This is a genomic window from Myxococcus sp. AS-1-15 (genome assembly GCF_020037055.1).
In the GTDB taxonomy this organism is placed as follows: domain Bacteria; phylum Myxococcota; class Myxococcia; order Myxococcales; family Myxococcaceae; genus Myxococcus; species Myxococcus fulvus.
Genome location: NZ_JAIQDF010000007.1, coordinates 309,568 through 324,137 on the forward strand (window position 1 = coordinate 309,568; position 14,570 = coordinate 324,137).

Here is a 14,570-nt window from a genome sequence, read left to right on the forward strand (position 1 = left end):
CCCGTCAGTGCTGGACGACGGACACGTAGGCGCCGTAGCGCGTCTGGATTTCGGAGACGTACTTCACGGGCTCCGAGCCCCGGCAGTAGCCGTGTCGCGCGCGGCGGTAGTGCTTGGGCTTCTCCAGGAGGAGCATGGCCTTCTCCACGTTGCCGAACCAGCGGTTGGGGTCCAGGCCCTGCTCCTGCGCGAGCCGGCGTGCGTCCAGCACGTGGCCCAGGCCCGCGTTGTAGGAGGCCAGGGCGAAGCGCAGGCGCTGCTTGAAGGGAATCTCCGGGGCGATGCGGCCGAGGAGCTGGTGCATGTACTTCACGCCCGCGTGGATGCCCTGCTCAGGGTCCTCGAGCTTGCGGAAGCCCAGCTCGCGGCCCGTGGCGGGCATGACCTGGAAGAGGCCCTGCGCGCCCACCCAACTGCGCGCCGTGGGGTCGAAGCGGCTCTCCTGGAACATCTGCGCCACCATCAATCGCCAGTCCATTCCGTAGCGCGAGGAGTACGAGCGCACCAGCAAGTCATAGGGGGAGATGGTGCCCGTGGCCACGGCCGCCTCGGTGGTCGCCGGGGCCTCGGCGCGGCGGCCCTCGAAGTAGCGGCGGCGAGCCAGGTTGTATTCGGTCCCGCGGTAGGTCTTCTGCACGAAGCCGTCGAGGAAGGCGCGCAGCTTCACGCTCCCCGGGCGCACGGCGAAGGCGATGCCGTGGTGTCCGTCCTTGCCCGCGGGCGCGCCCTGCCCCGGTACCGTCAAAGCGGCCTCCACGTCCTCGCGATAGACGCGCTCGGCGGCGAGGATGTGGCTGTCCGTGACGGTGAAGGGAATCTCGCCGCGCGCCACGCGGTCGATGAGCGTCTCGGTGTCCTGGTCCTCGGGCTCCTCGACGACGGTGAACCCGTGCTGGGTCGCGAGGGTGCTCAGATTGGAGAAGTGGCTGGACGTGCGACGCACGTGGATGGACTGGCCCTTCAGGTCCGCGAGGGACGCGGGACGCGGCGAGCCGACCCGCTGCACGAGGACCTCCTCCACGAAGAGATACGGGCGACTGAAGGCGACCTCGCGCTGGCGCTCGGGTGTGACGGTGAGCGCGGCGGCGATGACGTCGCCCCGGCCTTCCTTGAGCCACGTGAGCAGCTCCTCGTACGTGTCCGGGACGACGACCTCCAGGCGCACCTTGAGCGCGTCCGCGGCGAGCTTCGCCATCTGGTAGTCGAAGCCCGCCTGTTCGCCGCGGTGGAGGAAGTACGTGACGGGGCTGTTGCGCGTGAGGACGCGGAGCACGCCGCGCTTGCGGATGCCGTCGAGGTCTCCGGTGAAGCGCTGCTCGCGGTGGTCGGTGAGGGCGCGCTCGACGAGGAAGGCGTCCAGCGCGGTGCGCAGCAGGGGGTTCTCCAGCCGCACGGCCCAGGCGAGGGCGCGCTTCTCCGCGACGGGGAAGAGCGCCTCGACGTCCGGGTTGTAGGTCTGGATGGCCGCGAGCAGGTGGCTGTCGACCACGGTGAGGGGCAGCTCGCCGCGAGAGACCTGCCACACGAGCTCCTCGGAGTCGAGGCTCTCGGGCTCGGGATGGACGGTGAGGCCCGGGGCCTGGGCTTTCGCGAGCGCGGCGAGGGACGTGGCGAAGGTGGAGCTGGCGCGCACGTGCACGGCGCGGCCCGCGAGGTCCTGGGGCTTGCGCGGCAGGTCCGTGGCGCCCTTCTTGCCGACGAGCACCTCGTTGACCAGGGCAATGGGGCGGGTGAAGGACAGCTCGCGGGAGCGCTCCGGGGTGACGGTGAGGTCGGCGGCGATGATGTCCCCGCGTCCCTCTTTCAGCAGGGGGATGAGCTGGTCGAAGCGCTCCACGGCGATGAGCTCGACGGACACGCCGTGCTTCTCGGCGAAGCGCTCCAGCAGCTCGCGGTCCTGCGAGCGGGGCGTGCCCTGGCGAGGCAGGGAGCTCTCATCGGTGGTCTCCACGAGGATGCGCAGGACGCCGCGCTTGCGCAGGGCCGGGAGGTCACCGGTGAACGGGGGCTCGGGAGGCTTCGCGGGCTCGGCGTCGGGCGGCGCGGCTTCGGCGACGAGCGGCAGGGGTGTCTCGGGGAACGGCAGGTCTTCGGGCTCCGTGACAACGGGCGCGGCCACGGGCGCCGGCGGGGGCGCGGGAGGCTCCTGCTTGCAGGCGACGACACACACGAGCAGCGCGGCGACGAACCAACGAGACGACTCCATGGGTGCTTCCCCCTCCTCGGAGCCATGTCCGGATGCGTGGACACGCTCCCCTCGCCTCCCCTCTACCCGAGGTGACGGGGTGAACGCACGTGGGCCCAGCGAAGACGCACACGGAGGGTTCCCGGACCTGGGACGGCGACCCACCCGGAGTACGGACGCGGGCCGGTGTACCGTGGAGGGCGACATGAAGACGAAGAGCTCGCCGCCCGTGGCCCTGTTGCGAGGACGCAAGACGCTCCCGCTCATCGAGACGTACTTCGAGCTGAACCACTTGAAGCAGCTCTTCCGTCAGGGCTGGCTGCGGGTGGGGATTCCAGCCGAGCGCTGCGAGAGCGTGGCGGAGCACTCGCTCTTCGTGGCGCTGCTGTGCCTGTTCATCGCGGACAGCCACTTCCCGGAGGCGGACGCGAGCCGCGCGGTGCGCATCGCGCTGCTGCATGATTTGGGTGAGGCGTACGTGGGAGACCTGACGCCGCACGACGGCGTGGGGCGCGAGGACAAGCACGCGCGGGAGCGGCGGGCCATGGAGCAGCTCGTGGGGAAGCTGCCGCGCGGCGCGGAGTACCTGGCGCTCTGGGATGAGTACGAGCAGGGCACGTCGTTCGAGGCGCGGCTCGTGCGGCAGGTGGACAGGCTGGAGATGGGGCTACAGGCCTGCGTCTACGAGCACCAGGGCGCGGGAGACCTGTCCGAGTTCTTCGCGTCGGTGGAGAAGGCGCTGGAGGCGCCTGAGTTGCGCGCGGTGCTCGCGGAGCTGGAGGCACTGCGGCCGGACTGAGCTGTTCAGCGCGACAGCCCAGTGCTCAACCGAACCAGCGGCCCGACTCGGGCGCGAAGATGCGGACGCGCTCCGCGAGGGTGGGCGGCAACCGCTCACGAACGAGGGCGTGCACCTCCTGCGGCCCGAGCGCCTGGCTGAAGTGCATGAGCACGAGGGCCTCGTTGCGGAAGCGGTCAGCCTGGGCGAGGAGTTCGTCGAGGTGGAGGTGCGCGCGATCTCGCGCGTCCTGCACGGAGCGCTTCGGGTCGACGAAGGTGCACTCGATGACGAGCACGCGCGAGTCGAACAAGGTCGGCTCGGTCTCCAGGATGCGCGAGAGCGTGTCCGTCGCGTAGGCGAGCTCCAGGTGGTCCACCTGCGTGAAGAGGTCCTCACCGGCCTTGCGGCGCTGGGCGATCTCCTGAGGCGGCAGCGCGAGAAACTCGGGGCGGAGCTTCGTCGCGCGGCGGAAGAACTGATAGCCGAGAGAAGGCACGGGGTGATGCGTGCGGAAGGCGCGCACGTGGAGCCCCTGCCCCAGGGGCTGCACGTCTCCGTGCCGCATGGGGACGGTGGTCACCTCCATCGACGTGTGATGGAGCCGGGAGAGGACCTGGAGGGCCTCGTGGACGGGCGCCTCGATTTCGGCGGGGATGAAGAGCTGCGGAGCGCCCTTCCCCATCAACCGGCGGATGCCGAGCAGCGCCCCGAGCGCGCTGGCGTGGTCCGGGTGCGCATGGCTGAGGAAGATGCGATCGCACCCGGCGAACGAGCGGATGGGGATGCCGACGTCGAGCACCACGTCGAGTTCGGGCACCTGGAGGGAGGTGTAGACACCGCCGACGGAGATGCCTCGGACGGTATAGGGACCTGCCTGGACCTCGGTGATCATCGCCGTCGCTTATCGCGCGACTCGTGTCACGTCGCAACCCGGGGCACGGCAGGCCCCGGGCATGACGCGAGTGCTCAGGTGTCGAAGCGGAAGGTCGTCTCGACGCACGAGGCGCGCTGGCCGAATCGCTGACAGAACGCGGTGAGCGCCGCGTAGGGAGTGGTGTCCAGCACCTCGCGGAACGACAGGTGCATCACGAGGCAATAGAGGGAGACCTCGAGGAAGCTCACACTTCGCTCCGAGGGGAGCTCGGCGAGCGCGGCGTCCACGTTCTGCTCCAGCCACGCCATCATGTTGAGCAGGCTCGTGCGCAGCTTGTCGTGGTGAGCCCCGGCCTGGGCCCCGCCCCCCACCTTGGACATGACGATCGTCACCTCCGTGGCCATGGTCTGGAGGACCAGCTCCTGCATGTTGGCGGACAGGGACTCGGTCAGGTCCTCGGGCCACAGCACGCGTGCCTTGTGGGTCGAGTGGCGCCGCAGCTCGCGACAGACATTGAGCGTACCGAACCACGAGCCTCGGGCCGTGCGCAGCACGGGAATCTTGAGCGCGGGATTGCCGCCGTAATCCTGGAGATTGGGCGACATGATGTCGCGCAGGATGTGGAAGTCGTAGGCGACGCCCAGCTCCGCCGCGAAGATGCGCGCGATGCGGGTGAAGTGAGAGCTCGAGCGGCCAATCAGGATGGGCCGGGTGAGGTCTTCGTTCGCGACAGTCATCGGTGTACCCCCGTCAGGGTTTGACGGAGGTCACCGTAGGCGCTCCCCTCCCCGGGTACAACGCGAGGAGGGCTCGACTTCGCGCTGTACCGCTGGGGGACTGTCGAAGCTGTGCTCCTCAGGCCGAGGACGCGTCGGTGTCGGAGGCAATCCGGAGCGCGGACCGCACCTCGGCGGTGGAGCGCCCGGCCCAGTGGCGACGATGGTTCTCCCCCGTCGTGAAGCTGCGAGTGGCCATCCGGTCGACGTAGAGCGTACCGTCGAGGTGGTCCAGCTCGTGCTGGAGGATGCGGGCGTACCAGCCCGAGGCGCGAATCGTCACGGGGCGGCCCTGCTCGTCCAGCGCCTCCACGCGTACGCCACGTGCTCGGGCCACGAGCGCCGCGAAGCCCGTCACGCTGAGGCAGCCCTCGTGGAACTCGGCGGGGGTCGCGTCCTCCACCGTCAGCTTCGGGTTGATGAGCACATGGAAGGGCACCGGCTGCCGCTCGCGCGCCGCGAGGTCCGCGGGTGCCACGCCGGCCTGGTACTCCGCGCGGTCCTCGATGACGACCAGCCGAAGGCCCACGCCGACCTGGGGCGCCGCGAGCCCCACGCCCGGGGCGTCTCGCATCGTGTCGCGCATCAACACGATGAGCCGCTGAATCTCCGGACTGCCAATCTCCTCGGGCGTCAGGTCTCGCGCCTGTTGACGAAGTACCGGCTCTCCCGCCTGGACGATCTTGAGCACCATGCGACGAGCGTAGCAGGCGAACTGGAGTCCCCTGCCGCCGAAAAACGGCGGCCCGCGATTCGTCTGTCAGGCCACGCTGTTCGCCCCCCATTGGCCCGGCTTGTGAGCAGAGGTTAGGCTGCGGTCCCATGGCTCGTCGCAAGAAGGCCGATGAGATCGCCGCGCGTGTCCGCAACCTGATTGCGATGGACGCGGCTGGAATCATGCGCCGGTTGGAAGCACGGCGTGACGAGATGTTCGCGCTCTTCTCGCGCTTGCGCAGCCGCGAGCCGCTGCTGGAGACCATCGCCTCGCGGTACGCGGAGGGGGCCTTCGAGCAGCTCATCCACCTGCCCGAGCAGGAGCAGGCGGTGGTGGACCGGTACTACACGCACCTGGACGAGCTGCGCTGGTACTTCACGTACACCGAGGACATGCCGGGCACGGCGCAGGTGAACTTCATCAAGCTGCACAAGCGGCTGGAGGAGTCCTACCGGGTGCTCGTGGTGACGCTCGGGCCGCCGGTCTCCGCCGATGGTGCGCGGGTGGTGGATGCGGAGGTCCTGCGCCGTGAGGACAACGGTGGCACGGCGGAGAAGACGCTGACGCGAGCCATGCCGCCCCGCCAGCGTCGCGCGTCGCCGAGCTGAGCCCTCGACGTCAGGCCACGTGGGCCTGGAGTGACTCGGGGGCGACCGGAGCGGCCTCCGCGCTCTCGCGCGGGGTGAGCTTGCGCATGGAGCGCTTGCCCACGACGACGTCCACCATCTTCCGGACGCGGGTCCAGACGCTCTCCTGGACGTAGGGGATGCCGTACTTCTGGCAGAGCGCGAGGACCTTGGGCTGGGCCTCGCGGTACTTGAGCATCGGCAGGTCGGGCCAGATGTGGTGTTCGATCTGGTAGTTCAGCCAGAGGTGGGCGAAGTCGTTGAGGTCTCCACCGGTGCGGTAGTTCGCGCTGCCGATGACCTGCTGAACGTAGCGCTCGCCCTTGTTCGCGGGGGACGTGTCGAAGCGGTACAGGTCCTCACCGGTGTGGTTGGGGCCGACGACGAGGAACGTGTGGACGCTGGTGAGCACGTCCGCCATCAGCGAGTTGCAGAACGCGCTGAACGCCGCCCAGGGACCGATGATGAGGAACAGGGCCGGGAAGAGGACGAACTGGACGGCGGCGTACGGGAGGTAGCAGCGCAGCAGCAGCTCCTTCCACTCGGCGCCGGAGAGCGAGCCACCATCGCGACGGCCCTTGCGGCGCAGGGCGCTGAGCGTCTCGGGGGCGTAGTACGAGGCGCGCCAGGTGAGGGCCAGGAGCGTGAGCTGGACGTAGCGCAGGAACAGGGGCCGGGCCGGGTTGCGCAGCGTGCCCTCCGCGTTGCGCTCGAGGAGGTCGGGGTCCGACTCCTCACCGGTGTACGAGTGGTGGAGGACGTTGTGCTCGAACACCCAGGCATCCGGGAGCATCCAGTCGAGCCAATCGAGGTAGCGGCGTGCCCCCTTGGCGAAGCCCTTGCCGGTGCGGGACGCAGGGAGCCCGGGGACGCGGTCATAGCCGCGGTGTCCCACGTGATGCATGAGGAGCCAGCGCGTCGAGCGGCCCACGCTGAGCGCGGCGGCGCTGAACGGGTTCGGAGCGATCCAGCAGGTGGCGATGCCCAGCAGCGTACCGATGCGGCCCCAGCGCTCGATCTTGCGGAGATGCTTCGCATCCGCTTCGCCCAGATTGGCGTCGAGCTCCGCGCGCAGTGCCTTCAGGTCCCGGTGGAAGCCCTCCACGTCCACGGAGGCGATGTTGAAGGCGGGGGGCAGAGACGACGACATGCGTGAAGCTCCTCGGGGGAGGATGTAGGTCCAGGGGCGGAAGCAGCGCGTCAAGGGTAGCCGCCCAAGCGTGGGACGGGAAGCGCTTCCGTCCGGCGACGAAGGCAGAGCACACCGCGAGCGAACCCAATGCCAGATGCAATACCACCACGGTAGTAGGGTCAAAGCGTGACACAGGGTCTGCCTTGACCTTGCTCAAACAGCCGATACCGAGAGGTGTTTGAGTGATTCGCGCCATGAGTTAGCGTGTAAGGGATGCGGCGGTGCGCCGTGCACGAAGTGGGGGAACGACATGGGCCTTGGCGAAGATTTGCGACTGCTGTCCGAGCAGGTTCGTAAGCGGCAGGCGTTCATCAAGGGGGAGGAGGCCACGAAGCAGGCTCTCATCCTCCCGTTCATCCAAGCGCTGGGTTACGACATCTACGATCCCACGGAGACGCAGCCGGAGTACGTCGCGGACTTCGCCAAGAAGCGCGGCGGCGTCATGGAGAAGGTGGACTATGCGCTGCACCTGAAGGGGCAGCCCGCGCTCTTCATCGAGTGCAAGGCCGCGGACGCGGTTCCCGAGGACCACGACGGACAACTGGCGCGCTACTTCAACGCCACGCCGTCCGTGCGCATCGGAGTCGTGACGAATGGCACGCGCTACCGGTTCTTCACCGACCTCCAGTCCTCCAACATGATGGATGCGACTCCGTTCATGGAGTTCAACGTCCTCAACTTCACCGATCGGGATGTCGACCTGCTTCGCCCCTTCACGAAGGAGTTCTTCGATGCGACGTCCATCCAGGGACACGCAGAGGAGATCATCTTCGTCGGCAAGGTCACGGCGCTCATCAACGAGCTGCTGCGCAACCCCTCCGAGAGCTTCGTTCGGTTCCTGCTGGCGGAGGTCGAGCTGGTTTCCGGGCGCGTCACACGCAACGTGGTCGAGCGCTTCGTCCCCATCGTGAAGAAGTCCATCCAGACCACGCTCCTGGACATGATGACAAAGTCGATCCAGCAGGAAATCGCCCAGCCCAACGCCCCCAGTGCCGCCGCGCCGAGTCCCGCGGAGGCGCTGCAGCGAACGGCAGAGGTCGCGGATGGGCCAGTGGTGCCACAGATCGAGACCACGGAGCTCGAGCTGGAGATCTTCCGAATCGTCCAGAAGCAGTGCGCCGAGTCCGCGCTCAGGCAGTCCATCAGTTACAAGGACTCGACCACCTACTTCGGCATCAACCTGGGCAAGGTGACGTCCTGGTTCATCCGGGCCTTCACCAATGGGAAGAAGAAATCGCTCGTCACCCGGCTACCCGCGGAACAGGCGGCGATGCTCGCCCCGGGGTTCGAGGTGGAGGCGGCGCCGGACGGCATCGGTAGGAGCCGCATCTACTTCAACGCGTCTGGCGACATCGAGAAGCTCCGGACGCTGGTGCTCGTCGCCTACGAGGAGGAAGCCAGGAGGCAGAGCAGCGGTAACGCCGATGGTGGCTCCTCCGAGAACGCGACGTCAGTTTGACCTACTCAGGAACCCGCCCCACTCATGCCCGTTGAAGCCCTTGAACGACTCGCGTCACCCAACTCCCTGCTCAACTCGCTGAGCAACAGCGACAAGAAGATCGCCTTTCTTGTGGGTTCTCCGTTGTCGATGCCGGACACACCCGGATCCCCCGGTGTCCCAGGCACCGCGGAGATGGTCAGGCGCGCCAGGGCGGCAGCAGGCGCGAAGGCAGAGGCCGAGTTCGATGCCACTCTTGCCACGGCGGACAGCACGCGACAGTACCAACTCGCGATGCAACTCCTTCGGAGTTGGCGCAATCAGGATGCGGTCAACCGGGTCATTCGTGAAGCCGTACTTCAAGCGCGGCTGACGGCATCCTCCGTCGATAGCACTGACGTCCAGCGCTTTGACGAAGACCACCACGGTTGGTACCTGCCTGCCGCGACACGAGATCTTGGCAAGCTGGTCGTCTCGTTCCCCGAGCGATTCGGTCCCATCCTGACAACGAATTTCGACCCCCTTATCTCCGCCGCCATTCGCCAAGCGGGGGGCCGGGTTTCGCAGGTCATTCTTCACGCAGACGGACAACTGGATGCCGCGAGGCCCGAACGGGGCGACCATCGCGTCGTCCATCTGCATGGGTACTGGACCCGGTCGGATACGCTCCATACCCCGATCCAGTTGACCCAGGATCGTCCGTATCTCGACGCGTCGCTTCAGTCACTTCTGCGTGAGTACATCCTGGTCGTAGTCGGCTACGGCGGATGGGACGATATCGTCATGCAAGCCCTGGCGAGGTGTCGCCATGACACTCACGCCAATGTGGACATCGTCTGGGCCTTCTATGAGTCGGACAGTGCCCTGGTCCACGTTCGATACAAATCTCTCTTCTCGAGTGTTGGCTCCATTCACGGGCGCGGCCGGTTCCGCGGGTACGGAGGCATCAACTGTCACACGATGTTCAAAGACCTCCATAAGGAAATTGAACGTCTGGCAACGCCTACGCCCATTGCTCCGCCCCCCTCCGTGCCCAGGGAGGTCCTCGTTCCGGTCGCAGCCCCACCTCGCCCGAGTCCGGCCGACGTCGTGAAGGCCGGGCCTCCAGCGCCCCCTGTGACCACCGCCGAGCGAGTCGCTCCACCCGTGGCTCCGACAGCGAGCCTCCCCCCGACGAAAGTCGAACCTTCAAGAACGCGCTTCGGGCCACGACTGCTGGTCCCTCTGCTACTGGTCGCAGTGGGATTCCTGTACCTGCGCGAGTCCGAGTCGACGCCCCACCGCCCCGAGCCCACCACGCCCTCTCCAGAGCGCGGAAGGTCCCAGCGCCAGCGGGAGTCGAGAGGGAGCAACCCCGACCTGCCGATCGCTCCAGTCGCGCAGCAGCCCGCACCACCGCGAGCCGTTCCCATCAGCGGCCTTGTCGGTGCTTCAACTCACCCCTCCACCATCGAGGGGCTCCGCAGCAAGAACCAGGTCAGTCCTATCCCTCGAAGCAATAGACCTCAACGTGCGAACGACATGCCGGAGGGTTCCTACGGTTTCGCATCAACGGAGACGGTCTATCAGTTGAGATCGGCCACCGTCGTCGCCTCCCCTACCGGCGAATCCTTCGAGCTCCACCGCCTTCGAAACGACACCTTCACCCTGGTCGGCTACGTCCAGCCTGCGAGCCGAACGGCCTTTGACCAAGGTCGAGCCATGAACCTCGTGCTCGCTCCGCGTCCTGACTCGGAACGACAGCAGCTCCTCGGTGTCCCCTTTCAGCGGATTTCCTCCTTGGGGCTGCGTTCGGACGGAGGAAGCAGAGTCCTCCTGGTGTCGCTGAGCGAAGCACCTCGCTGACTTTCACATCCGAGGCGCAGCCCACCGCGCCTCGTTGAATCCTTCACGTCGCATCACCTGAAAAGCTCATGCACAAATCCCTGTTTCTGGCTGTACTCGCCGTTGTGTTGATGGGAGCGGATGAAGGTGGCTGCGGAGATACCTCCGAGCCGCTACCGCCCCCGCTGGTGGAATGCACCCCGGAGTCGTGTTCGGGCTGCTGCCAGGGAACCACCTGTATCGCGGGGAACACGACGAACGCCTGTGGGAACAGCGGCCTCTACTGTTCCGCGTGCGTGGGTTTGAACTCCTGCAATGTCGAGCGACGAGAGTGCGTGCTGGATGTCTCCTCCTTGGTGGCCATCCAGCCCTCTCAGGCCACCATCTCCGCGCAGGATCCCAACGACAACCTTGACTGGGACGTCGATGGCTCGGCGCCGGATGTGGTCGTCGAGCTGCGGTGCCCGACTTCCGTCGCTGGCGAGCCGCTGGTGACGCGGACACCCGAGATCTCCAGCTGGACGCCCCAGTGGAGCACGGGTGGCTGCTCCACCTCCGCGGAGGTGCTGCTCGCCCAGCCCATCGAGTTCAAGGTCCTCGATATCGACACGCTCCTCGACGACGAGATTGGAACCATCAAGCACCAGCTCACCCAGGATGAGCTCAAGGCAGGCACTGTCTCCCTCTCCCTGCCGCCGGCAATCACCTCGCTGACGGTGACGCTGTCTCGGGCTCGGTAACCATTCAACCGAGGCATTCCTCCCCCGGAAGCACCACGGCCCCGCTCCCAACTCAGGGGAACGGGGCCGCGACTCACCTCAGGACCGAGCGTCCTGAACCCTACCGGCGCGCCTTGCCCGGCACCGTGCTCGTGACGCCCAGGTACTCCTGCAGCGGCTTGACCTCCAGGTCCGCCCGCTTGAGTGACTCCAGCGCGCCCACCGCCATGCGCGCCGCCTGCACCGTCGTGTAGTACGGCACCGAGTGCATCAACGACTCACGGCGAATGGAGAAGCTGTCCGCGATCTCCTGCTTGCCGAAGGTTGTGTTGATGACCAGCACGATCTCCCCGTCGACGATCTTGTCGACGATGTTCGGCCGGCCCTCCTTCACCTTCTGCACCACCTGCGCCTCGATGCCCTTCGTCGCCAGGTACTTGTGCGTCCCCGCCGTCACGATGAGCGTGAACCCCATCGCCCGCAGGCGCCGCGCCAGGTCCACCACCGCCGGCTTGTCATCGTCCTTCACGGAGATGAACACCTTGCCGCTCTTCGGCAGCTTCACCCCCGCCGCCAGCTGGCTCTTGGCGAAGGCCGACGCGTAGTCCTGCGCCAGCCCCATCACCTCGCCCGTCGACTTCATCTCGGGCCCGAGGATGACGTCCACCCCCGCGAAGCGCGCGAACGGGAACACGCTCTCCTTCACCGCGACGTGGTTCATCTGGGGCTCCTGCGTCGCCCCCAGCTCCGCCAGCGTCTTGCCCACCATGCACAGCGCGGCGATCTTCGCCATCGCCACACCCGTGGCCTTCGAGATGAACGGCACCGTGCGGCTCGCACGCGGGTTCACCTCCAGGATGTAGATGGTCTTCCCCTGGATGGCGAACTGCACGTTCATCAGCCCCACCACGCCCAGCTCCTGCGCCAGCGCAATCGCCTGGTCCTTCATCCGCTCCACCAGGTCCGGCGACAGCGAGTGCGGAGGCAGCGTCGCCGCCGCGTCACCCGAGTGCACCCCGGCCTCCTGGATGTGCTCCAGCACGCCGCCAATCATCACCGCGCCCGTCCGGTCCGCCACCAGGTCCAGGTCCACCTCGATGGCGTCCTTCAGGAACCGGTCGATGAGCACCGGGTGCTCCGGCGACGCGCTCACCGCCTCACGCATGTACCGCTCCAGGCTGGCCGCGTCGTACACCGTCTCCATCGCCCGCCCGCCCAGCACGTACGAGGGCCGCACCATCACCGGGTAGCCGATGCGCTCGGCCACCTTGAACGCCTCCGCGTGGCTGCGCGCCACCCCGTTCTCCGGCTGCGTCAGCCCCAGCTTCTCGATGAGCGCGCTGAACCGCTCGCGGTCCTCCGCCCGGTCAATCGCGTCCGGCGGCGTCCCGAGAATCGGCAGGCCCGCCTTCTCCAGCGGCACCGAGATGCGCAGCGGCGTCTGCCCACCGAACTGGACAATCGCCCCCACCGGCTTCTCGCGCTGCGACACCTCGAGCACGTCTTCAATCGTCAGCGGCTCGAAGTACAGCCGGTCCGACGTGTCGTAGTCCGTCGACACCGTCTCCGGGTTGCAGTTGACCATCACCGTCTCGTACCCGGCCTCGCGCAGCGCGAAGGCCGCGTGCACGCACGCGTAGTCGAACTCGATGCCCTGTCCAATCCGGATGGGACCGCTGCCCAGGATGAGCACCTTCTGCCGGTCCGTCGGAGGCGCCTCGTCCTCCTCCTCGTACGTCGAGTACAGGTAGGGCGTGAACGCCTCGAACTCCGCCGCGCACGTGTCCACCCGCTTGAACACCGGACGGATGTTGCGCGAGTGCCGGTGCGCCCGCACCTCCTCCTCCGGGTAGCCGAGCAGCTTGCCCAGGTACTTGTCGGAGAAGCCGTGCGCCTTCGCCTGCCGCAGCACCTCGTCCGGCAGCTGATCCAACCGGCCGTACTCCTGGATGGACTGCGCCTCGCGCACCAGCATCTCGATGTAGCGCAGGAACCACGGGTCGATGGCGGACAGCTGGTGCACGTCCGCCACCGTCAGGCCCTCGCGGAAGGCCTGGGCCACGAACCACGGCCGCTCGGGGCGCGGGATGCGCAGGGCCTCGCGCAGCACCTTCTCACGCTCCTCCTTCTCCTGCGGCAGCTCGGGCGGCTCCAGCCCCACGCGCCCCAGCTCCATCGAGCGCAGCGCCTTCATGTACGCCTCGGGGAAGGTCCGGCCGATGGCCATCACCTCGCCCACCGAGCGCATGCTCGTGGTCAGCGTCCGGTCCGCGTGCGGGAACTTCTCGAAGTTGAAGCGCGGCACCTTCACCACCACGTAGTCCAGCGTCGGCTCGAACGAGGCCGGCGTGTCGCGGGTGATGTCGTTGCGCAGCTCGTCCAGCGTGTAGCCCAGCGCCAGCTTCGCGGCGATCTTCGCGATGGGATACCCCGTCGCCTTCGACGCCAGCGCGCTGGAGCGCGACACGCGCGGGTTCATCTCGATGACCACCATCCGGCCATCCTTCGGGTGGATGCCGAACTGGATGTTGCTGCCACCCGTGTCGACGCCAATCTCCCGGATGATGGCCAGGGACGCCTGACGCATCCGCTGGTACTCGCGGTCCGTCAGCGTCTGCGCGGGCGCCACCGTGATCGAGTCACCCGTGTGCACCCCCATGGGGTCCAGGTTCTCGATGGAGCAGACGATGATGACGTTGTCCGCCGTGTCGCGGACCACCTCCAGCTCGTACTCCTTCCACCCCAGCACGCTCTCCTCGACGAGGATGGTGGACGTGGGCGAGGCCTTCAGGCCCGAGCGGCAGATGGTCTCGAACTCCTCGCGGTTGTAGGCGATGCCGCCGCCGGTGCCGCCGAGCGTGAAGGAGGGCCGGATGATGGCCGGGAAGCCGATCTCCTCCACCAGCGACATGGCCTGGTCGAGCGTCGTCGCGTAGCCGCTCTTGGGCAGCGCCACGCCGATCTTCTGCATGGCCGCCTTGAAGAGCTGGCGGTCCTCGGCCTTGTTGATGGCCTCCAGCGACGCGCCGATCAGCCGCACCCCGTACTTCTCCAGGATGCCCTGCTCGGCGAGCGCCTTGGCCAGGTTGAGGGCCGTCTGGCCACCCATCGTCGGCAGCAGCGAGTCCGGCCGCTCGGCGGCGAGGATGCGCTCCGCCGCGTCGACGGTGATGGGCTCGATATAGGTGCGAAAGGCGAATTCGGGGTCCGTCATCACCGTGGCGGGGTTGCTGTTGAGCAGCACCACCTCCACGCCTTCATCCCGGAGAGCCTTGATGGCTTGAGTACCGGAGTAGTCGAACTCGACGGCCTGCCCGATGACAATCGGGCCCGAGCCAATCACCAGAACCTTGCGGATATCGGTACGCTTGGGCATCGGGGCGCCCCCATACCAACCTCTGCCCCGGCATGCACGGATGTTATGTGGCCGTGTCCTGCCG

General features: G+C 67.3%; 11 protein-coding genes. 5 read left to right on the forward strand and 6 right to left on the reverse strand.

Annotation, left to right across the window (positions count from 1 at the left end):
• Positions 1–4: 4 nt before the first annotated feature.
• Positions 5–2,206, reverse strand: a complete 2,202-nt coding sequence (locus K8625_RS20965; RefSeq protein WP_223783700.1) for a transporter substrate-binding domain-containing protein — start codon at positions 2,204–2,206, stop codon at positions 5–7.
• A gap of 184 nt (positions 2,207–2,390) precedes the next feature.
• Between K8625_RS20965 and K8625_RS20970 the strand changes: the two genes are divergently transcribed.
• Entirely contained in the window at positions 2,391–2,984 is a 594-nt protein-coding gene (locus tag K8625_RS20970) for an HD family hydrolase (RefSeq protein ID WP_223783701.1), read from the forward strand.
• 25 nt (positions 2,985–3,009) lie between these two features.
• Here the strand turns inward: K8625_RS20970 and K8625_RS20975 are convergent, their stop codons facing one another.
• From K8625_RS20975 to def, 3 genes are all read right to left on the reverse strand, one after another.
• Positions 3,010–3,858 (reverse strand): MBL fold metallo-hydrolase, encoded by an 849-nt coding sequence (locus K8625_RS20975; RefSeq protein ID WP_074951870.1) that lies wholly within the window; start codon positions 3,856–3,858, stop codon positions 3,010–3,012.
• Between the two features lie 74 nt (positions 3,859–3,932).
• The gene (locus K8625_RS20980; protein ID WP_223783702.1) at positions 3,933–4,577 is read right to left on the reverse strand and encodes a glutathione S-transferase domain-containing protein; all 645 of its coding nucleotides are present in this window, start codon (positions 4,575–4,577) and stop codon (positions 3,933–3,935) included.
• Between the two features lie 118 nt (positions 4,578–4,695).
• Positions 4,696–5,310: a peptide deformylase gene (gene def, locus K8625_RS20985; RefSeq protein ID WP_223747336.1), complete on the reverse strand. Its 615-nt coding sequence runs from the start codon at positions 5,308–5,310 to the stop codon at positions 4,696–4,698.
• A 128-nt stretch (positions 5,311–5,438) separates the two neighbouring features.
• On the opposite strand from def, the gene K8625_RS20990 reads away from it, so the two are divergent.
• Positions 5,439–5,939, forward strand: a complete 501-nt coding sequence (locus K8625_RS20990) for a hypothetical protein (RefSeq protein WP_141323456.1) — start codon at positions 5,439–5,441, stop codon at positions 5,937–5,939.
• Positions 5,940–5,949: 10 nt separating this feature from the next.
• On the opposite strand, the gene K8625_RS20995 is transcribed toward K8625_RS20990, so the two are convergent.
• Positions 5,950–7,107, reverse strand: coding sequence for a fatty acid desaturase (locus K8625_RS20995; RefSeq protein ID WP_223783703.1), 1,158 nt, complete (start codon positions 7,105–7,107; stop codon positions 5,950–5,952).
• 292 nt (positions 7,108–7,399) lie between these two features.
• Between K8625_RS20995 and K8625_RS21000 the strand changes: the two genes are divergently transcribed.
• From K8625_RS21000 to K8625_RS21010, 3 genes are all read left to right on the forward strand, one after another.
• Entirely contained in the window at positions 7,400–8,608 is a 1,209-nt protein-coding gene (locus K8625_RS21000; protein WP_223783704.1) for a type I restriction enzyme HsdR N-terminal domain-containing protein, read from the forward strand.
• A 24-nt stretch (positions 8,609–8,632) separates the two neighbouring features.
• Entirely contained in the window at positions 8,633–10,432 is a 1,800-nt protein-coding gene (locus K8625_RS21005) for an SIR2 family protein (protein WP_223783705.1), read from the forward strand.
• 314 nt (positions 10,433–10,746) lie between these two features.
• Complete coding sequence (locus K8625_RS21010) at positions 10,747–11,151, forward strand: hypothetical protein (protein WP_141323460.1); 405 nt, start codon at positions 10,747–10,749, stop codon at positions 11,149–11,151.
• Positions 11,152–11,251: 100 nt separating this feature from the next.
• Here the strand turns inward: K8625_RS21010 and carB are convergent, their stop codons facing one another.
• Complete coding sequence (carB, locus tag K8625_RS21015; protein ID WP_223783706.1) at positions 11,252–14,506, reverse strand: carbamoyl-phosphate synthase large subunit; 3,255 nt, start codon at positions 14,504–14,506, stop codon at positions 11,252–11,254.
• Positions 14,507–14,570: the final 64 nt, after the last annotated feature.